The organism is Pseudomonas sp. GW821-FHT05D12, assembly GCF_059419825.1.
The window spans coordinates 1-19,318 of sequence record NZ_JBWKSN010000026.1; the positions used below are offsets into that span (position 1 = coordinate 1).

The following is a 19,318-nucleotide window of genomic DNA, read 5'->3' on the forward strand; positions in this document are numbered from 1 at the left end:
CCCCCCCCCCCCCCCCCCCCCCCCCCCCCCCCCCCCCCCCCCCCCCCCCCCCCCCCCCCCCCCCGCTCCCACAGTGGACTGGATTTCAATTCAAGGAGCGCAGTGTCACACCCAGTGATGGATCGGCCAGCCGGCCTTTTCCGCGTGCTCGCGCAGCACCGGGTCCGGGTTCACCACGTTTGGGTGATCCACCTTCAGCAGCAACGGCAGGTCATTGCGCGAATCCGAGTAGAAATACGCCCCTTCCAGCGTCTCGCCTTCCTGCTCCAGCCATTCCAGCAAGCGTGTGATCTTGCCTTCGCGGTAGGTCAGTACACCGACGGTACGACCGCTGTACACGCCATGGCTCACTTCCAGATCAATCCCCAGCACTTCATCGATGCCGATCCGCGCCGCAATCGGCGTGACCAGGTGGGTGCCCGAGGCGGAAATCACCAGGATGCGGTCGCCATTGGCGCGGTGGCGGGCGATGGTCTTGGTGGCGTCGCTGTAGATCAGTGGTTCGATCACGTCCTCGACCCAGGGCTCCACCAGGTGGTCGATCTCCTCCGGGGTGCGGCCGATCATCGGCTCCAGGCTGAAGTCCATGAAGTCTTCCATGGCCAGCTTGCCCTGGCTGTAGGCGTCCATTAGCTCGTTGTTCCTGCGCATGAACGACTCGGGGTCGACCCAGCCCAGGCGGCCCATCTGCTCGCTCCACAGGGTGGCGCAGTCGCCGTGGATCAGGGTGTCGTCCAAATCAAAAATTACCAATGCCATCCGTTACGCTCTCTCAATCAGTCGTGCTGCTCAGGCTACTTCACACAGTGCACTGGGGTCGATGGAAAGTGCCAGGCGCTGGCCGTCGGGGTGCAGATCGTCCGCCGAGCGGTTCAGTACGTCCACCACCAGTTCGACGCCACGGGCTTCGATGCGGTAGCGGATCACGTTGCCCAGCAGGCTGTGGCTGCGCACCAGGGCATCGAGTTCGCCACTGCGGCTGAGCTCGATGGCCTCGGGGCGAATCGCGATGCGCCCGCTGATCGGCCGCTGCAGCAACTGGCTGGCCTTGTCGGCGTCCAGCAGGTTGTAGTTGCCGATAAATCCGGCGGCAAAGACATCCACCGGCGCGGTGTAGAGGGTTTCGGCGTCGCCGCTTTGCACGATCTTGCCCTGGTTCATCAGGAAGATCCGGTCCGACATGGTCAGGGCTTCTTCCTGGTCATGGGTCACGAAGATCGTGGTCAGGCCCAGTTCGCGCTGGATCTGGCGGATCTGTTCGCGCAGGTGTTTGCGAATCCGCGCATCCAGCGCCGACAGCGGCTCATCGAGCAGCAACAGGCGCGGGCGGGTGACCAGCGAGCGGGCGAGCGCCACGCGCTGGCACTGGCCGCCCGACATCTGGTGCGGGTAGCGGCCGGCGAGGTCCTTGAGTTCGACCAGTTGCAGCACTTCCTGTACCCGCTTGTGGCTGTCATCGGCATTGACCTTTTGCATGCGCAGGCCGAAGGCGACGTTCTGTTCCACGGTCATGTTGGGGAACAGTGCATAGCTCTGGAACACCATGCCGATGTGACGTTTTTGCGGGCTCAGCGGGACGATGTCCTGGCCATCCAGCAGGATTTTCCCACTGTCCACCGAGGTCAGGCCGGCGATGCAGCGCAGCAGGGTGGACTTGCCGCACCCGGACGGGCCGAGCAGGGTGACGAATTCGCCCTTGGCGATTTCGCAGTTGATATCACTGAACACCGGGGTGCCGGCGTAGCCTTTTTGCAGGTGTTGGACGCTGACGAAGCTCATTGGCTTTTGTCCTTGTTCAAGATATTGGCGGCCCAGGTCAGCACCAGCACAAAGAAGAAATAGGAAATCACGACGGCACTGGTGAAGTGGCCGCTGCTGTTGCGCATGTTGTTCAGGTACACCTGCAGGGTTTCGTAGCGGGTACCGACGAGGATGTTGGCGAACACGAACTCACCGAACAGGAACGAGAACGACAGCAGCAGCGCGACCATCAGGCCTTTGCGCAGATTCGGCAGCACCACCAGGATCGCCGCCTGCCAGGTGCTGGCGCCGAGCAGTTGCGAGGCATCCATCAGGTCTCGCAGGTTGATCGCCTGCAGGTTATTGGTGATCGCGCGGTACATGAACGGCAGCGCCACGGTGAAGTAGCAGCCGATCAGGATCCATGGCGTGCCCACCATCGCCAGCGGCCCGGAACCGTAGAGTTGCAGCAGGCCCACCGATGACACCACCGGCGGCACCGCGAAGGGCAGCAGGATCAGGATGTTCATCAGTGCGTCGAGCCTTGGGAAGTGGTAATGCACCACGAACAGCAGCGGCAGGATCAACACCACCGACAGCAGCAGTGCGCCCACGCACACCAGCAACGACTGCCCGAAGGCCATCAGGAAGCGCGGGTCGCTCCACAGCTGGACGTACCATTTCACGGTAAAGCCAGCGGGCAGGATGGTTGCCGACCAACTGCTGGCAATCGAATAGACGAAGGTGCCGATCAGCGGCAGCACCAGGATCGCAAACAACAGGTAGACCACCACGCGGTGGTAGAGGGAGGCCGGGCCGGCTTCAGCGCGAGACATGGTAGCTCCTCTTGAGCAACAGTTGATGGACCACGGTGACCACGGTCATCAGCGCCACCAGCACCACGGCCAGGGCGCTGGCCATGTTCGGATCCAGCGAGACATCCCCCGACACCAGGCCGGCGATGCGAATCGGCAGCACGTTGAAGTTGCCGGTGGTCAGCGCGTAGACCGTGGCATACGCGCCCAGCGCGTTGGCCAGCAGGATCACGAACGTGCCCAGCAACGCCGGCGTGAGCACCGGCAAGCCGATATGCCGCCAGAACTGCCAGCCATTGGCACCCAGCAACGCCGCCGACTCGCGCCAGTCTTCGCGCAGCGCGTCGAACGCCGGGTAGAGCAGCAGCACGCCGAGGGGAATCTGGAAGTAGGTGTAGAGAATGATCAAGCCGGTCTTGGAGTACAGGTTGAAGTCCTGAATGATCCCGGCCTGCTTGAGCATGATGGTGATGCTGCCGTTGAAACCCAGCAGGATGATGAAGGCGAACGCCAGGGGGACACCGGTAAAGTTGCTGGTCATGTTGGCGAAAGCGGTGACGAAATTGCGCAGCGGCGAATCGACCCGGCGCAGGGAGTAACTGCCCAGGGTGGCGATTATGATGCCGAAGATGCTCGAGTAGAAGCTGATCTCCAGGCTGAACTGGATGGCTTGCAGGTAGAACTTCGAGCTGAAGATCCGCGTGAAGTTGTCCAGGCCCCAGCCGGTTTCTTCCGTTTGCAGGCTGTTGATCAACACCCAGACGAGCGGGGCGATTTCGAACATGATAAAGAACAGCGCGAAGGGCACCAGGCACAGCAGCGCCAGCCATTTGCCGCGAGTCATGGAATTCACTTCAACAGCTCCCGGCAGACAGGTTTGTCGTGAGGTACGCCCAGCAGCTCGCAGACGGTGCCGCACAGGTCGGTCTGGTTTGGCGCGGCGTGGATGTCGAGGCTGAAGGCCTCGCCGAGTACAAACAACGGCACTTCGCGCTCTTCCGGCAACAGGCCGTTGTGGGAGCGATCGTTGTTCATGCCGTGGTCGGCGGTGACCAGCACCTGGTAGCCGGCATCGAGCCAGCCTTGCAGGTAGTCAGCCAGGATGATGTCGGCCGAGCGGGCGCTGTTGCGGTATTGGGCGGTGTCGAGGCCGTGCTTGTGGCCGGCGTCGTCGATGTTCATCGGGTGCACGACCAGGAAGTTTGGCGCGTGTTTGACGCGCAGGCTTTCGGCGTCGGCAAACAGGTGAGAATCCGGGTAATGGTCATTCCAGTAGAAATGCCCGTGCTGGATCGCCAGCGCCTTGTCGTCGGTATGACGATCACGCGCGGCAATAAAGGGTGTGCGGTTATACAACTCGCTGACCCAATGGTAAGCCGCCGCCGCAGTGGTCAGGCCGGCGTCGGTGGCGTAATGGAAAATGCTGCGTTGGTTGGACAGGCGCGAGACCTGGTTGTGGACGATGCCGCTCTGGATCGGTGGCACGCCGGTGAGGATGCACTCATACAGCGGGCGGGACAGGGCGGGCAGTTCACATTCCAGTTTGTAGAGGGCTGCGCGTCCTGCGCCGACATAGGCCTGCAAGTGCCCCATGGCGTGTCGGGCAACCTCGAAGTTCAGGCCGTCGAGCACGACAAGGATGACATTGTGCTTCATGGGGGCTGGGGCTCCGCAACAGGGGATGTGGATCTTTTGTTCGGTTGGAACCGGATCAAATGTGGGCGCTGGCTTGCCTGCGATGGCGATGTATCAGCCGACATCAATGTCGAATGTTCGACCGTCATCGCCGGCAAGCCGGCTCCTACAGGTTTTGCGTCGCTTACTTCATTTCTACGATGACTTGCTCGTTCCACTGTTGTGGCAACTTCTTGGAGGTCGCTTCCCAGGCATCGGCATCCTTGATCGGTTGCGGATTGGCCTTGGTGTACTGCTCGCCCGGGATCAGGTTCTTGGCGATATCAGCCGGCAGTTTCAGGTCGGTTTCAGCACGGATCGGACGCGCATTGCCACGCGCCAGGTTGAGTTGGCCGGCATCGCTGAAGATGTATTCGCGGGTCAGCTTGGCGGCGTTCGGGTGCTTGGCGTATTTGTTGATGATGGTGGTGTAGCCGGATTTTACCGAGCCGTCAGAAGGAATCAGCACCACGTAGTCATCCGGGTTGGCCATCTTGGCCTTGTAGCTCAGGCCGTTGAAGTCCCAGACGATGCCCACTTCGACTTCGCCTTTTTCCATGGTGGCGATGGTCGGGTTGGACAGCGAGAGACGACCTTGCTGGGCGATCTTGGTGAAAAACTGCAGGCCCGGCGCGATGTTTTTCTCGTCGCCTTTATTGGCGATGGCTGCCGCCAGTACGCCGTTGGCCGCTTGGGCCGCGGTGCTCACGTCGCCGATGGAGACTTTGTATTTGCCTTTCTGCAGGTCAGCCCAGCTGGTTGGCACTTCGGAACCGTGCAGCAGCTTCTTGTTGACGATGAAGGCGATGGTGCCGGTGTAGGCCAGGGCCCAGTGACCGTCCTTGTCTTTCGCCCAATCCGGGACCTGGGCCCAGGTCGACGGTTTGTACGGCTGGGTGACTTCCTGCTTCACCGCGATCGGACCGAAGGCCGCGCCCACGTCGCCGATGTCGGCGCTGGCGTTGTCTTTTTCAGCCTTGAACTTGGCGATTTCCTGGGCCGAGCTCATGTCGGTGTCGATGTGCTTGAGGCCGTAGGTCTTGGCCAGGTCTTCCCAAGTGCCTTTCCAGTTGGCCCAGTCATCGGGCATGCCGACGCTGTTGATGGCGCCTTCTGTCTTGGCGGCAGCTTCAAGGGTTTTTAGATCGGTATCAGCAGCCATGGCGGCGGTGCACATGGCAATGGTCGAGCCTAACAGTGATGCCAGGAAAAGCTGTTTCATCCGAAGCTCCTTTGGGCGTTTTCAACGCTGCGTTTTTGTCGACGTTTGCGGTGGTGTTGGTCTAGGTCAGCAATACCTGAGCCAATCTAGGCTGGATGGATGACAGTTTCATGTCGATGTCGTTTTTAAATCGCTTGTGTCGCTCAGCACAGACTTAGCGTAGACCATGCTCAAGTGCCCGCAGGGCCTGGACTTGGCCGATGTATTGCAGGGTGTGCAGGAGGGACTCGACATGGACTGTCATCTGTCGGTCATCTGTAATGCCTAGGCTGGCACGCAATGGCAGGAGCCCGAATACAGCGCGTTTTGTGCACCTGAACGGTGCTGGACTAGTCCAGATAGGTAACGTTGATGCGTGATGAGGCAATCAAGGCGGTGACATCCATCGGCCTGGCGCTGCAAGAGCAGATCGACCACGGCCTGTTGCCGCCTGCAAGCAAACTGCCCGCCGAGCGCAAGCTCAGCGAGTTGTTTGGTACCACTCGAATTACCGTGCGGGAAGCCTTGTTACAACTGGAGGCCCAGGGCCAGATCTATCGTGAGGAGCGCCGTGGCTGGTTTGTCTCGCCACCACGGCTGGCCTACAACTTGATGCAGCGCAGCCACTTTCACGCGATGGTCAACGACCAGGGGCGGGTGGCGTCTACCGAAGTGATCTCTGCGCGGCTGCAACCGGCCTCGGCGGCGGTGTGTGCGTGGTTGCAGTTGCCGGCGTTGTCCAGCGTGATCCAGATCTGCCGGGGCCGGCGGATTGACGGGCGGCTGGTGTTGTACGTGGAGCACTACCTGAACCCGCAGTATTTCCCGGGGATTCTTGAGTGTGACCTGAATCAGTCAATGACTGAGTTGTATGCGCGCAAATACGACTTGCACTACGGGCGGGTGCGTTTCGAAATCGTCCCGACCTCACTGCCGGTGGAAGCCGCCGCCGCGTTGCGCGTGTCGGTGGGCAGCCCGGGCCTGCGGATTGCCCGGGTCAATTATGACCAGCACCAGCGACTGATCGACTGCGACCTGGAATTCTGGCGGCATGATGCAATTCATGTCGGAGTGGATGTGGTTTAACCCGTGTGGCAAGCAGGCTTGTTTTGAAATGCGTGCGGGCTTGTTGTGGAATGCAGGCACGCTTGTTGTGGAATATAGGCACGCTTGTTGTGGAATATAGGCACGCTTGTTGTGGTGAGCAGGCTTGCCCTGCGTTGGGCTGCGCAGCAGGCCCAAAATCTGTATGGGGATTTTTCTGGCAGGGTAGGGTGGCCTTAGTAGGGGGCTGCTGCGCAGCCCAACGCAGGGCAAGCCTGCTCGCCACAGAGTTCTGTTCACCACGTAAGCCTATTCACCCATAAGCCTGCTCACTACGGAAGGTTGATCTTCAGATGTCAGGGCGTGAGTGTCTTGATCACCTGATCCACATTGGTTTTCGGCTCTGCGCCGTCGACGTTCAGCACCTGCCGCCACCGGCAAGCAGTCTTGTTATGGAATACAGGCACGCTTGTTGTGGTGAGCAGGCTTGTCCTGCGTTGGGCTGCGCAGCAGACCCAAAATCTGTATGGGGTTTTTTCTGGCAGGTTACGGCGGCCTTAGTAGGGGGCTGCTGCGCAGCCCAACGCAGGGCAAGCCTGCTCGCCACAGAGTTCTGTTCACCACATAAGCCTGCTCACCCATAAGCCTGCTTACTACAGAGGTCTGTTCGCCACAGAAGGCTGATCTTCAGATGTCAGCGCGCGAGTGTCTTGATCACCTCATCCACATTGGTCTCCAGCTCGGTCACCGGCTCTGCGCTGTCGACGTTCAGCACCAACAGTTGCGCACCGCCCGCCGTCACGGCGGCTTTTACCGCTTCGCTTGGCTGACGATGGTGCAGCACCACGGCCACGTCGTTGTCTTTCAGCGCGGCGCTGAATGTTTGCAAGGCCTCGGGTGTCCAGTCGGCGTCGGGGCGGGCGTCGGTGCTGACCACTTCCAGGTTCAGGCTGCCGATCAGATAAGCGAAGTGATCGCTCAAGCTGACCACGCTGAGGTTGTCCGCCTTGGCCAGCCGCGCTTCGCTGTCGGCGCTGAGTTTGAGCAGGCGCTGCTTGAGGGCGGCGAGGTTGGCGTCGATGGTCGGCTTGGCGTGGGGCGCCAGGCGGCTCAGGTCGGCGGCCATTACATCGGCCATGCGCCCCATGTTGTTGCTCGATTGCCACGGCTGGCTGTTCAGCCCGTCGGCACTGCCCGGCTGCACGGCGATCCCCGGCAAGCCGCCATCCACCGGGCGTGCCGCGTCGATTTCGACGATGCGGATGTTGCTGCGGCGTGCCACTGGGTAGAGCGGGTCATCCGCCCACAGCGAGCGCAGGCCGATGGCTGCATCGGCGTCCACCGCCAGCTTGCCCAGCGCCGGCGCGCCACGGCCGGTGAAATAGGACACCTGGCGCGACCCGGGCAGGTTGGCGGGAGCTGCGCGCTCCAACTGCACATCGGTGCCCTTGAGCAGCACTTCGGCCAGCCCGTAGGTGATGGGCAACGAGGCGAGCACTTTGACGGTCTTGACCGATTTTGCCTTGCTCAGTGCAGCATGGCCGAGGCCATTGTTGGCGACGAAGTCCCGGGGTTGGAAACCGTCAACGGCGGCCAGCGCCGAGGTGCTGAGCAAGCAAGCGATGGCCAGGGCCAGTGGGCGAAAGACAGGGCGCATTATCCAAGATTCCCTTTGAGGCTAGGCACCGTGCCGCGCGCAATGGCGGCAATGGCGAAGGCGATACCGGCCACCAGAATGATCGCGGCGCCGGACGGAACAGGCAGGTCGAAGATGATTGGCAGGAGGATGCCGCACAGGGTGCTGACGGTGGCGATTACCACCGAGACCCAGAAAAACCCCTTGAGCGACTGGCTGAGCAGACGTGCCGCCGCCGCCGGGATTACCAGCAGCGCGCCGACCAGGATCGCGCCGATGACCTTGACCGCCGCCACGGTGATCAGCGTAACCAGGATCACGAACAGGTAATCCAGGGTCTTCACGGCCACGCCGCGCACCGCCGCCAGTTGCGGGTTGAAGCTGGCGAGCATGATGCGGTTGTACAGCGGCAACGCCAGGGCCATCACCAGTGCGCCGACAATCGCCAGCACCAGCAGGTCATTGCCGTTGACGGTCAGCACCGAGCCGAACAGCACGTTTTCAAGGATATGCACGTTGATCTTGCCTGCCAGGATCAGCAGCAGGCTCGCGCCCAAGGCCAGCGACACCGACAGGAACACGCCGATCAAGGTGTCTGGCGCCAGGCCGGTGCGGTTGCGCAGGTAATTGAGCAGGATGCCGAACAACAGGCAGTAGCCGAACAGGCTGCCATACGGCCCGGTGTAGGGTTCGCCGAGCAGAATGCCCACGGCCACGCCGGTCAGCGCGGCATGGCCGACCGCTTCGGAGAAAAACGCAAAGCGCTTGACCACCACCAGCGTGCCCAACCCGCCCAGCACCGGGCCGATCAGCAAGCCGGCGAGCAGCGCGTTGACCACAAAACCATAGGCCAGTGCCTCCGGCAGATAGCCGGAAGAGGCCCAGCCCTGGACCATCAAGCGAAACGCTTCATAACTCATTGCGCCGGGCTCCGAGGGTGGGTAGAGAACAGGGTCAGCAGGCGGTCCGGGGTCAGCGCCTCTTTCGGCGTGGCGTCGAACAGCACGCGGCGGTTCAACCCGGTGACGCGGTCGGCCAGGCGGCCCACGGCCTCCAGGTCGTGCTCGATCCACAACACGGTGATCCCGGCGAGGCGCCAGTCATTCAGCAAGCGTTCGAACACCTGGATACCGGCCTCATCGAGTGCCGACATCGGTTCATCCAACACCAGCAGTTGCGGCGCCGGGATCAACCCCTGGGCCAACAGCACGCGCTGGCGCTCGCCACCCGACAATGCGCCCATGCGCCGCTTGCGTTTGTCCTGCATGCCGACCCGTTCCAATGCCTCGCCGATTGCACCGGCGTAATGCCTGGAGAGCCCGAGAAACGCCGGGCGCCGTTGGCACATGGCAGCCATGAAGTCATCGACGGTCATCGGTAAGCCACGGTCGAATTCCAGTGCCTGGGGCACATAGCCGATGGTGCCGGGCGTGCTTGGCCACTGCAGGCTCAACCGCCCCTGATGCGGCGTCTGGCCCAGCAAGGTCTTGATCAGTGAGCTTTTGCCGCCGCCGTTGGGGCCGACCAGCGCATGGATGCTGCCCGGTTGGACCTGGAAGGTCACGCCGTCGAGGATCGTGGTGCGACCGAGGGTCAATGAGATGTTGTCGAAGTCGAGGGTCGGGCCAATGCTGGCCACCTCCAGTCGTTGCGCTGCGGTCATGCCCCCGACTCCTGGATGGCCCGGACCACGGTGTTGAGGTTGCCGGTCATTTCCACTTCGTATTTCTCCGCGCTGTAGGCACCGTAGGAAATATGCGACAGCGGGTACAGCTTGACCCCGGATTCACGCTGGATGGTCTCGACGTAAGTGGACGGGAAATCCATTTCCGAGAAGATCACCTTCACGTCCAGGGCTCGCAGCTCATCGATGGTTTTCTTCAGTTGGCTGGGGCTTGGCTCAATACCGTGTGCCGGTTCGACCACGGCGGTGACTTCCAGGCCAAACTCGCGCAGCAGGTAGTCGTAGGCCGCGTGCACGGTGGCGACGCGCAGGTCGGGGTTGGGTGCGCTGGTCAACTTGGCCAGGGCATCGGCGCGCATCTGGCGCAGGCGCTTCCCATAGGCGCGAGCGTTCTGGGTGTAGGTCTTGGCGTTGTCAGGGTCGAGCTTGCCCAGCTCGCGGGCGATGTTGTTGACCTGGGCAATCGACGCGCTGATCGACAGGAAGGTGTGCGGGTTGACCACCTTGCCTGCACCGCGCGCGGCATTGCCGGTGGCGGCCAGCAATGGCACGTTGGCGTTGGCTTCGATCACCGGGATGTCCGGGCGCTCGCTGGTGGCGATCATGCGGTCGGCGAAGTCGTCATGGCCGACGCCGTTGAGCACGATGACATCGAGGGTGCCGATGCGCTTGATGTCTTCGGCGCGCGGTTCGTAGGCGTGAGGATTGAAACCGGCAGGAATCAGCGGCACGACCTCGGCCTTGTCGCCGACGATGTTCGCCACGTAGCTGTAATAAGGGTGCAGGGTGATGCCGATCCGCAGGCGCTTGGCCGCCTCGGCATTGGCCAGCGGGGCCAGCATCAGGCTGAACAGGCCAACCAGTAATACGCGCAACAGGGGAGATGAAATAGACATGGGCAATCGGTCTTCTCGTTCAGTGACGGTGCTGGCGGGTGACGCCGGCATCGAATTGCGCGACCACTTGCTGCCAGCCGGCTGCGATCAGCGCCTGGTCAGAGAGGTCGGAGGGGGCGGCCAGGTCGGTGCTGCGATTGAGCCAGATATCCGGCTCGGCACCGTGCACGCGCATCAGCAGCGAGCCACTGGTGGCAGGTGCCTGGCTCAGCCCCAGGTAGGACGAAGGCGCCAGTAACTGCCAGCGATGATCGCCACGGCTGACCGAGCTGGCGTCCTGGGCGAAGGGCGCAAAGCCTTCTTCGGCCAGTTGCGCGGGCGTGGGCAGGGCGCTTTGCTCTTGTGCCAGCAGCTGGATTTCATCCAGCGTCACGCGCAAGTCGGCGTAGATGCCCTGTTCGGCAGCGCTGAGGTCACGGCGCGCGTCCAACTGGTGGCTGGGCACCGCGACGACCTCCTGGGATTCGCCGTGCAAGGCCACCACCGTGCCGGCCACCGCGAGGATGATCAGGCACAGCAGCAGGACGTAGAGGGTCTCGTGCCCGGCACCGGCGGGGCGCACAACCTGTGTCGTGCTCATTGCGGCTGGATGTCCGCTTGGTCGATTTCCACGACGTGACCGGGACCCGCATCAAACAGCACATAGAACTCGGCCGAGGGTTTCTTGAAGGTCAGGGTCGAGTCCTGGCCCAGCTTGCCGGGCACCAGGATCGTTTCGTCGTAGCCGATCACATCCAGCGTCACTCCGGGGGCGCCGCTGCCGTCGGAGAAGCCGCCTTTGCACTCGATCTGCTCGCCGGGGATTTCCTTGCATTCGCACATCGGGTTGTGGGCCAGGGCTACGGTACTGAAACCGGCACCGAGCACTAGCACGGCGCAGGCGCGGGTCAGGCGCTTCAAAGTCATGGTTTAACTCCTTGCTTGTTCAGCCAGGCAATGGTGGCAGGCGAGGCCTGGCTCAGCGGGATGGAACCCTGGTGCATCGTGCCGTCCCAGCCTTCCATGGTGACCCACAGTTCGGCGTCGACCGGCGTGCGCTCCGGCACCGGAAGGGCGGCGCCCATGCGGTACGGGGTGCCGAAGAAGATCACCCCGGCGGCGCGCAGGCTGCGCGGCTTGCCGATGCGCAGGTAGGTGGCCTTGACCTGGTCGGCGCAGGTGTCGCACAGGGCGGCGTTGAAGAACTTCATCGGGCCGGCCGGGTCCGGGCGCGGGCCTTCGTTGCGAAACTCGGCGAGCTTCAGGCTCCAGGGCCCGACCTGCACATCACCGGCCAGGCGTTCGCCGATGCCGGTGTCACCCCGAAACAGCGCGGCGTCGGCGAAGTACTTGGGCATGAAGCCCAGCGGCACCAGCAACAGCAGGACATTGATATGGAAACGCCATTTAAGCCAGAAGGCCCGCAGCGGCGAAGGCGGTGTAGCGGTAGCGACCTTGCTCATGGGTTGGCCTCCGAAGTTTCAGCCTGCAGGGCCGGGATGGGCGCGGGCGCACGTTGCGCCTTGGCCTCGCGCTTGAGCGCATTGAGGGTCGCGAGGGCGGTGCGCTTGGTCCAGATCAACAGGCCGCTCAACACCATCATGCTCAGCACCAGGCCGAAGAACGCCCAGATCAGCTTGATCCAGATACCGCCGAAGTCGCCGGTGTGCAACGGGCGCATGGACTCGGTGACGAACTCCAGTTTGGTGCGGTCGGAGAGCAGGTGCGACGAGGCGATTTCACCGTCGTACGGGTTGATTTGCGCGGTCTGGTACATCAGCGGGTACCAGCCCCGGCCACCGATCTGCAGGTGGCTGTAGGCGTTGAGCGGCAGGCTGACGAAACTCGCTTCCAGCCCCGGGATGCGCTGGGTGGGGATCTCGATGGCTGCATCCACGGGAATCATCGGTGCCGGCACGCCAGGTGCCGAAGTCGGGACTTTCTCGCGTGCGATCACCGGGACGATGGGCTCGCTGGAAATCGAAATCTGGTTATCCCCCAGGATCGCCTGGATCAGGAACCAGGTGCCGGTGATGGAGATCACCGCGATAAACCAGATCGACCAGATACCGCTCAGGCGGTGGAAATCCCCCCAGAAAATCCGCGCGCCGTGGCGGATTCGCAGGGTCGGCTTGAGAAAACCCTTCCAGAAGCGCTTGTACACCACCAGCCCGGTCACCAGCGAGGCCAGCAGCGGCAAGCCGAGCAGCGACACCAGGTACCAGCCCCAGCTGTAGCCATTGGTGAACGGCACCAGCCACCAGCCGTGCAAGGCGCGGGTGAACTGGCGGAAGTCGAACGACGGGCTGATGCCCTGGATCGCCCCGGTGTACGGGTTGACGTAGACCTCTACCGAACGACCGTCGGGGTAGCTGAGGTCGACACTCAGGGCAAAGTGCGATTCGTCCGGACGGCTGAGCGACTGCACGATCACCTGGGGTTCGGCGCGCTTGATGGCGCTGATCACCTGGTCATAGCTCAGCGGCTCGGCATCGTCCGACGGTTTGCTCGCGCGGATGTCCGGGTTGGCCAGCCACACGATCTCCTGGCTCACCACCGCCAGGGTGCCGGTGACGCAGACGATCAGTACGAAGAACCAGATGGGCAATGCCAGCCAGCTATGAACGAGAAACCAGAGTTTGGAGCGTGACTTCTTCGACATGTGAATGAGGGTCTTGATCGGAGGGGGGCGATGGAGGCCCGAAAAAGGCCAGTCGTAGCTTTTGCTGACGCGACGGGCTGTATCTAAGTTAAGACGGATGAGAATGGGAAAACCCTAATCCGAACATGCAAGTAAATGTTTCAGATTCACATTCACACGGATTAACGACGCGATCGAACACGAAACATGTTCCAAGCCATCACCGAGGTGGCATTGATGAGGGCAGGGGGCTGCGTAGGATGGAGCCATACCGTTGAGCGAGCCTTTAGAACAATGACTGCCAGAACTCTCTACGACAAACACATCGATTCCCACACGGTGTGCGCCCTCGATGACCAGGGCCACGTGCTGCTGTATATCGACCGCCAGGTGATCAACGAATACACCAGCCCGCAGGCTTTCAGTGGCCTGCGTGAGGCCGGGCGTGGCGTGTGGCGTCCGGGTACGGCGCTGGCCGTGGTCGACCATGTGAACCCCACCACGCCCCAGCGCATCGCGGCGATGCCCGATGCGGGCGGGGCACGGCAAGTGTCTTACCTGGCGGAGAATTGCCGGGATTTCGGCATCGAACTGTTGGATATCCTCGACAAGCGCCAGGGCATCGAACATGTGATCGCGCCGGAACAGGGGTTTATCCTGCCGGGCATGGTGATCGCCGCCGGTGACAGCCACACCACCACATACGGAGCCCTGGGCGCCTTTGGCTTCGGCATCGGCACCTCGGAAATCGAACACCTGCTGGCCTCCCAGACCCTGGTCTACAAGCGCCTGAAAAGCCTGCGCGTCACCGTCGAGGGGGCGTTGGCCAAGGGCTTGACCTCCAAGGACGTGATCATGGCGCTGATTGGCAAGATCGGCGCGTCCGGTGCGACCGGCTATGCGATCGAGTTCCGTGGCTCCACCATCGACGCCTTGAGCGTCGAGGCGCGCATGACCATCTGCAATATGGCGGTGGAGGCGGGTGCTCGTGGTGCATTCATGGCACCGGACGAAAAAGTCTTCGCCTACCTCAAGGGCAAGCCGCGCGCGCCCACAGGTGAATTGTGGGAGCAGGCGCTGGTGGGCTGGCGCCAACTGCATTCCGACGCCGACGCGGTGTTCGACCAGGAAGTGCACCTCGACGCGAGCACCCTGGAGCCCATGGTCACCTGGGGCACCAGCCCCGACCAGGCTGCGCCGATCGGCGCCCGGGTGCCGGATCCGCAGGACGTCAGCGACCTGATCCTGCGCCAGGACATGCGCCGCGCCCTCAACTATATGGGCCTGGAGGCCGGCATGCCGCTGAGCGAGATCGTCATCAGCCATGCCTTTATCGGTTCCTGCACCAACGCGCGGATCGAAGACCTGCGTGACGCCGCCAGTGTGGTGCGCGGCAAGCAGGTGGCCGAGCACGTGCGGGCGATGATCGTCCCCGGTTCCACCGAAGTGCGCGACCAGGCCGAAGCCGAAGGGCTGGCGGCGATCTTTATCGACGCCGGTTTCGAATGGCGCCAGTCGGGCTGCTCGATGTGCCTGGCGATGAACGACGATGTGCTGGCCCCCGGCGACCGCTGCGCCTCCAGCACCAACCGCAACTTCGAAGGCCGCCAGGGCGCCGGCGCGCGTACCCACCTGATGAGCCCGGCAATGGTCGCCGCGGCCGCGATCACCGGCCGACTCACCGATATCCGCCACTTTGGAGACCGCCCATGAGCCTGCAACCCTTTACCCTGGTCACCGGCAAGGCCGCACCGATGCTGGCGGCGAATATCGACACCGACGTGATCATGCCCAAGCAGTTTCTCAAGGGCATCGACCGCAGCGGCCTGGACCGTGGGCTGTTCTTTGATCTGCGCTTCTTGCCCAATGGCGCGCCCAACCCCGAGTTCGTGCTGAACCAGCCCGCCTGGCAGGGCGCGAGTTTTATGGTAGTGGGGCCGAACTTCGGCTGTGGTTCCAGCCGTGAGCACGCGGTGTGGGGCCTGAAGCAGATGGGCATCCGCGCACTGATCGGCAGCAGCTTTGCCGGGATTTTCTACGACAACTGCCAGCGTAACGGCGTGCTGCTGATCACCCTGGAAGAGGCGGTCCTGCAGCGCCTTGGCCAGACCGTCAGCCAGCCCGACCAGGCGCAGATCAGTGTTGACCTGCAAGAACAGCAGATTCGCCTGGCGGACGGCCAGGTCATTGCGTTCCAGATCGACACCCTGCGCAAGACCGCGCTCCTGCTCGGCCTGGATGCAATCGGCAGCACCCTGCAGCGCAGCGAAGAAATCAAAGCCTTCGAACGCCGCCACCTCGCCGCCAATCCCTGGCTCAACTGACCTCCCCGAACCGCAATCGCCGGCAAGCCAGCTCCTACGGGTGAACGGGTTTGCACGGCGGGAGAGAGGCCATTCTCCAGGCAATTACCCCTTGCTTGGCCAACCCCAACTGCAGGAGCCGGGCGGCGTTGCTCGGCAATATGGCTTTAGATCGACAGCCCTTTGAAGTGCTCCTGCAAGAACTCCACACACGCGCGCAACTTCCCCGAATACGCTAGCCGCGTCGGGTACACCGCCCACACGTTGGCACTCTGGGTGTAGGCGTGCAGCACCTGCACCAGCTTGCCCTGCTCCAGCAGTGGCTTCACATCCCACATCGAGCGCAGCAGTACGCCGCGCCCATCCAGCGCCCATTGCAGTACGATCTCGCCATTGTTCGAGGACAACGGCCCGCGCACGCGCACGCTCTCCTGGGCGCCGTCGTGCTCGAGGTTCCAGATGCCGAAGGCGTTGTCGCGCTCCTTGAGCACCAGGCAGTCGTGCTGCTCCAGGTCGCTCAAGTGTTGCGGCGTGCCCCGGCGTTGCAGGTACGCGGGCGCGGCGCACAGCACCCGGCGATTGCTCACCAGGCGCCGGCCGATGTGCTGGCCGGGGATGTCGTCGCCTACGCGGATCTCCAGGTCGAAGCCTTCGCTGACGATGTCCACCACGCGGTCGAACAGGTCCAGGCGGATTTCCAGGTCCGGGTACTGCTCCGCCAACAACGACAGGGCCGGTGCCACGTGGTTGCGGCCAAAGCCGAAACTGCTGCACAGGTGCAGGCGGCCACGGGGGCTGTCATGGGCATCGCTGAGTTCATCGGACAGTTGCTGGAAGTCTTCGAGGATACGCACGGCCCAGCGCTGCACCCGTTCACCGTCTTCGGTGAGGGCGATGCGGCGGCTGGTGCGGTGCAGCAGGCGGGTGGCCAGGGTGGTTTCCAGAATCTGGATACGCTTGCTGACATACGCCGGCGACAACCCCAGCTCATCGGCGGCGGCAGCGAAGCCGGCCTTGCGGATCACGGTCAGGAACACCCGCAGGTCTTCGGGTAGGGGCACGGTATCTTTCTTATGAGTCATCAGAAACAAGCGTGGCGGCATGAGCCGCCAGAATAGCACCGGTGTGACGAGGCAGCGTGCTGCCGCTGGAGTGCGCAGCGCTCCGATCTTTTTCGGGGCCGCCGCGCAGCCCGGCGGGCGCAAGCTCCCTCGCCACCGTCAGGGTTTACTCGGCAGCGATTTTCGCCTGTGCCGCCTGGGCAGCGCGCGCATGGCGGCCGCGCTTGAGGGCGATCGGCGCCATCTTCTCGCGATCCAGTTCGCCTTCCCAGGCGGCCACCACCAGGGCGGCCACGGCGTTGCCGATGATATTGGTCAGTGAGCGGCATTCGGCCATGAACCGGTCGACGCCGAGGATCAGCACCATCGCCGCCACCGGCACAGTCGGCACCACCGCCAGGCTCGCCGCCAATGCCACAAACCCGGCACCGACCACCGCACCGGCGCCTTTGGAGGTGAGCATGGCCACCGCCAGCAGGGTCAGTTGTTGCTCAAGGGGCAGGTGGATATTGGTCGCCTGGGCCAGAAACAGCACCGCCAGCGTCATATAGATGTTGGTGCCGTCCAGGTTGAACGTGTAGCCGGTCGGCACCACGATGCCCACCACGCCCTTGGATGCGCCGAGGCTTTCAAGTTTCTGGATCAGTTGCGGCAGCGCCGACTCCGACGAGCTGGTGCCGAGCACGATCAGCAGTTCCGACTTGATGTAGCCCATCAACTTGAAAATGCTGAAGCCGGCATAGCGCGCGATGCTGCCCAGCACCACGGCGATAAAGAAGAACGCGGTGATATAAAAGGTACCCACCAGTTTCAGCAGCGGCAGCAACGAGCCCACGCCGTATTTGCCGATGGTGAAGGCAATCGCACCAAACGCACCGATCGGCGCGACGCGGCTGATGATGCCGACAATGCGGAAGAACACCTCGCTGGCCTGGTTGATCACGCCCACCAGCGGCCGACCTTTTTCACCGACCATCACCAGCCCGACGCCAAACAGCACGGAGACGAACAGCACCGGCAGGATCTCGCCCTTGGAAAACGCATCGAAAAACGTCGTGGGAATCACGTGCAGCAGGAATCCGGTGATGCCTTCGCCATGCTCGGCCTGGCCGACAAAGCCGGCAATCGCCGAACTGTCGAGGGTCTTCACATCGATGTTGAAACCGACGCCCGGGTGCAGCAGGTGCGCGGCGAGAATGCCGATCAGCAGAGCGATGGTGGACACCACTTCGAAGTACAGCAGCGCCTTGCCGCCGACCCGGCCCACCTGCTTCACGTCGTGCATGCTGGTGATACCGGAGACCACCGTGCAGAAGATGATCGGGCCGATGATCATTTTGATCAGCTTGATAAAGCCATCGCCCAGGGGTTTGAGGTCAATGCCGATCTGTGGCCATTGGTGGCCGATCAACACGCCCAGCGCGATCGCGATGAGCACCTGGATATACAGGGTTCCCAGCAGTTTTCTGATTGTCATTGTTATTATCTCGAGACGTTGTTTTGGGCAAAGCGAACCCGTCGCAGGCCGTTGGCAGCCTGCGAGGCGGGTGTGTCAGGTCACGGGGTGATGCGGCTCAGCGAAGGAAGGCCAGGACTTCGCCAAGCAACAACTCGGGGGCTTCTTCAGCGATGTAATGGCCGGCCGGCAGGGCCTTGCCGCGAACATCGGTGGCGACTTTTTGCCATTCCTTGAGCGGCTCGAAGCAGCGGCCGACGGTGCCTTCGGCACCCCACATGACCAGCAGGGGCAGGTTCAGGTGGTTGCCGGCGTCGATATCCGCCTGGTCGTGCTCAAGGTCGATACCGGCGGCAGCACGGTAGTCCTCGCAAATGCCGGTGGCGCTGCCCGGCAACTTCAAGCAACGCAGGTAGTCGGCGAAGGCTTCATCGGTGAACGGCTTGAGCCCGGCACTGCGACTGCCCATCACGCTGCGCAGGTACAGCTCGGGGTTGCTCTCGATCAAGGCTTCGGGCAAGGGCGCCGGGCGAATCAGGAAGAACCAGTGCCAGTAAGCGCGGGCGAAAGCCTCGTCGGTTTGTGCATACATCGACAGGGTTGGCGCGATATCCAGCAACACCATGCGCTGCACGGCCTCGGGATGATCCAGGGCCAGTCGATGGGCCACACGGGCGCCACGGTCGTGGGCCAGCAGCGAAAACTGCGCGAAGCCCAGGGCCTGCATCAGTTCGACGCCGTCGCGGGCCATTTCGCGTTTTGAATAATTAGTGTGATGGTCATTGGCCGGCGGCCTGCTGCTGTCGCCATAACCGCGCAGGTCGGCGGCGACCACGGTGAAGTGCTCGGCCAGCTGCTCGGCGACTTTATGCCAGATGACATGGGTCTGCGGATGCCCGTGCAGCAGGAGCAGGCCGGGACCCGTACCGCCTTTGCGGTAGCTGATGTCCACGCCGTTGACGTGGCACTGGTCTTTCTGGAATCCGGCGAACATGGAATGACTCCTTGTGATGATTGCCTGCATCCTGGAATCACGCGGCGTTCGCGGCAAGGGGGAAAGCGTGGAGGGGTTGTTCATGAAGTGTGTAGGAGCTGGCTTGCCCGCAATGAAATCGACTCGGTATGCCGGATAGAACGAGTGGTCTGCATCGCAGGCAAGCGCCCACATTTGATCGCCATGGCCTCAGG

At 62.7% G+C, this 19,318-nt stretch carries 20 protein-coding genes; 3 read left to right on the top strand and 17 right to left on the bottom strand.

Annotation, left to right across the window (positions count from 1 at the left end):
- Positions 1-105: 105 nt before the first annotated feature.
- The 6 genes from AC07SI_RS29730 to AC07SI_RS29755 all read right to left on the bottom strand — a co-directional run bounded on the left by AC07SI_RS29730 (position 106) and on the right by AC07SI_RS29755 (position 5,451).
- Positions 106-759, bottom strand: a complete 654-nt coding sequence (locus AC07SI_RS29730; RefSeq protein ID WP_065901351.1) for an HAD family hydrolase — start codon at positions 757-759, stop codon at positions 106-108.
- Positions 760-789: 30 nt separating this feature from the next.
- Entirely contained in the window at positions 790-1,779 is a 990-nt protein-coding gene (locus AC07SI_RS29735; protein WP_065901349.1) for an ABC transporter ATP-binding protein, read from the bottom strand.
- The gene (locus AC07SI_RS29740) at positions 1,776-2,576 is read right to left on the bottom strand and encodes an ABC transporter permease (protein WP_065901347.1); all 801 of its coding nucleotides are present in this window, start codon (positions 2,574-2,576) and stop codon (positions 1,776-1,778) included. The genes AC07SI_RS29735 and AC07SI_RS29740 overlap by 4 nt, the downstream gene beginning before the upstream one ends.
- A complete protein-coding gene (locus AC07SI_RS29745) occupies positions 2,563-3,399 on the bottom strand; it encodes an ABC transporter permease (protein ID WP_495007090.1) in 837 nt (278 codons plus the stop codon). Before AC07SI_RS29745 ends, AC07SI_RS29740 begins: the two co-directional genes overlap by 14 nt.
- A gap of 5 nt (positions 3,400-3,404) precedes the next feature.
- A complete protein-coding gene (locus AC07SI_RS29750; RefSeq protein ID WP_065901342.1) occupies positions 3,405-4,211 on the bottom strand; it encodes an alkaline phosphatase family protein in 807 nt (268 codons plus the stop codon).
- A gap of 163 nt (positions 4,212-4,374) precedes the next feature.
- Positions 4,375-5,451, bottom strand: coding sequence for an ABC transporter substrate-binding protein (locus AC07SI_RS29755; protein WP_065901340.1), 1,077 nt, complete (start codon positions 5,449-5,451; stop codon positions 4,375-4,377).
- 351 nt (positions 5,452-5,802) lie between these two features.
- Between AC07SI_RS29755 and AC07SI_RS29760 the strand changes: the two genes are divergently transcribed.
- On the top strand, positions 5,803-6,516 hold the full coding sequence (locus tag AC07SI_RS29760; protein WP_053128712.1) for a UTRA domain-containing protein: 714 nt from the start codon (positions 5,803-5,805) through the stop codon (positions 6,514-6,516).
- A gap of 652 nt (positions 6,517-7,168) precedes the next feature.
- On the opposite strand, the gene AC07SI_RS29765 is transcribed toward AC07SI_RS29760, so the two are convergent.
- Genes AC07SI_RS29765 through AC07SI_RS29800 form a run of 8 tightly spaced genes read right to left on the bottom strand, consistent with a single transcriptional unit; the run spans position 7,169 to position 13,331 of the window.
- Positions 7,169-8,131 carry a metal ABC transporter solute-binding protein, Zn/Mn family gene (locus AC07SI_RS29765; protein ID WP_495007081.1) on the bottom strand — a complete coding sequence of 321 codons (963 nt, stop codon included), beginning with the start codon at positions 8,129-8,131 and terminating at the stop codon, positions 7,169-7,171.
- Positions 8,131-9,030, bottom strand: coding sequence for a metal ABC transporter permease (locus tag AC07SI_RS29770; protein WP_106804649.1), 900 nt, complete (start codon positions 9,028-9,030; stop codon positions 8,131-8,133). Before AC07SI_RS29770 ends, AC07SI_RS29765 begins: the two co-directional genes overlap by 1 nt.
- A complete protein-coding gene (locus AC07SI_RS29775; RefSeq protein WP_106804648.1) occupies positions 9,027-9,773 on the bottom strand; it encodes a metal ABC transporter ATP-binding protein in 747 nt (248 codons plus the stop codon). Before AC07SI_RS29775 ends, AC07SI_RS29770 begins: the two co-directional genes overlap by 4 nt.
- Positions 9,770-10,690 (bottom strand): metal ABC transporter substrate-binding protein, encoded by a 921-nt coding sequence (locus tag AC07SI_RS29780; protein WP_065901323.1) that lies wholly within the window; start codon positions 10,688-10,690, stop codon positions 9,770-9,772. Before AC07SI_RS29780 ends, AC07SI_RS29775 begins: the two co-directional genes overlap by 4 nt.
- 19 nt (positions 10,691-10,709) lie before the next feature.
- The gene (locus AC07SI_RS29785) at positions 10,710-11,270 is read right to left on the bottom strand and encodes a DUF6162 family protein (RefSeq protein ID WP_495007082.1); all 561 of its coding nucleotides are present in this window, start codon (positions 11,268-11,270) and stop codon (positions 10,710-10,712) included.
- The gene (locus AC07SI_RS29790) at positions 11,267-11,596 is read right to left on the bottom strand and encodes a hypothetical protein (protein WP_065901320.1); all 330 of its coding nucleotides are present in this window, start codon (positions 11,594-11,596) and stop codon (positions 11,267-11,269) included. Before AC07SI_RS29790 ends, AC07SI_RS29785 begins: the two co-directional genes overlap by 4 nt.
- The gene (locus tag AC07SI_RS29795; protein ID WP_065901318.1) at positions 11,593-12,132 is read right to left on the bottom strand and encodes a PA2404 family protein; all 540 of its coding nucleotides are present in this window, start codon (positions 12,130-12,132) and stop codon (positions 11,593-11,595) included. Before AC07SI_RS29795 ends, AC07SI_RS29790 begins: the two co-directional genes overlap by 4 nt.
- Positions 12,129-13,331 carry a PepSY-associated TM helix domain-containing protein gene (locus tag AC07SI_RS29800; protein WP_495007083.1) on the bottom strand — a complete coding sequence of 401 codons (1,203 nt, stop codon included), beginning with the start codon at positions 13,329-13,331 and terminating at the stop codon, positions 12,129-12,131. Before AC07SI_RS29800 ends, AC07SI_RS29795 begins: the two co-directional genes overlap by 4 nt.
- Positions 13,332-13,604: 273 nt before the next feature.
- Here AC07SI_RS29800 and leuC point away from each other — a divergent pair, with 273 nt between their 5' ends.
- Together leuC and leuD are read left to right on the top strand one after the other, a co-directional pair.
- Positions 13,605-15,023, top strand: a complete 1,419-nt coding sequence (gene leuC / locus AC07SI_RS29805) for a 3-isopropylmalate dehydratase large subunit (RefSeq protein ID WP_106804643.1) — start codon at positions 13,605-13,607, stop codon at positions 15,021-15,023.
- Positions 15,020-15,634 (top strand): 3-isopropylmalate dehydratase small subunit, encoded by a 615-nt coding sequence (gene leuD, locus AC07SI_RS29810; RefSeq protein ID WP_065901309.1) that lies wholly within the window; start codon positions 15,020-15,022, stop codon positions 15,632-15,634. The genes leuC and leuD overlap by 4 nt, the downstream gene beginning before the upstream one ends.
- 146 nt (positions 15,635-15,780) lie before the next feature.
- Here leuD and AC07SI_RS29815 read toward each other — a convergent pair whose 3' ends face one another.
- The 3 genes from AC07SI_RS29815 to AC07SI_RS29825 all read right to left on the bottom strand — a co-directional run bounded on the left by AC07SI_RS29815 (position 15,781) and on the right by AC07SI_RS29825 (position 19,124).
- The gene (locus AC07SI_RS29815; RefSeq protein ID WP_205571659.1) at positions 15,781-16,695 is read right to left on the bottom strand and encodes a LysR substrate-binding domain-containing protein; all 915 of its coding nucleotides are present in this window, start codon (positions 16,693-16,695) and stop codon (positions 15,781-15,783) included.
- A 145-nt stretch (positions 16,696-16,840) separates the two neighbouring features.
- Positions 16,841-18,151, bottom strand: a complete 1,311-nt coding sequence (locus tag AC07SI_RS29820) for a dicarboxylate/amino acid:cation symporter (protein WP_065901303.1) — start codon at positions 18,149-18,151, stop codon at positions 16,841-16,843.
- Positions 18,152-18,248: 97 nt separating this feature from the next.
- Entirely contained in the window at positions 18,249-19,124 is an 876-nt protein-coding gene (locus tag AC07SI_RS29825; protein WP_065901300.1) for an alpha/beta fold hydrolase, read from the bottom strand.
- Between the last annotated feature and the right edge of the window lie 194 nt (positions 19,125-19,318).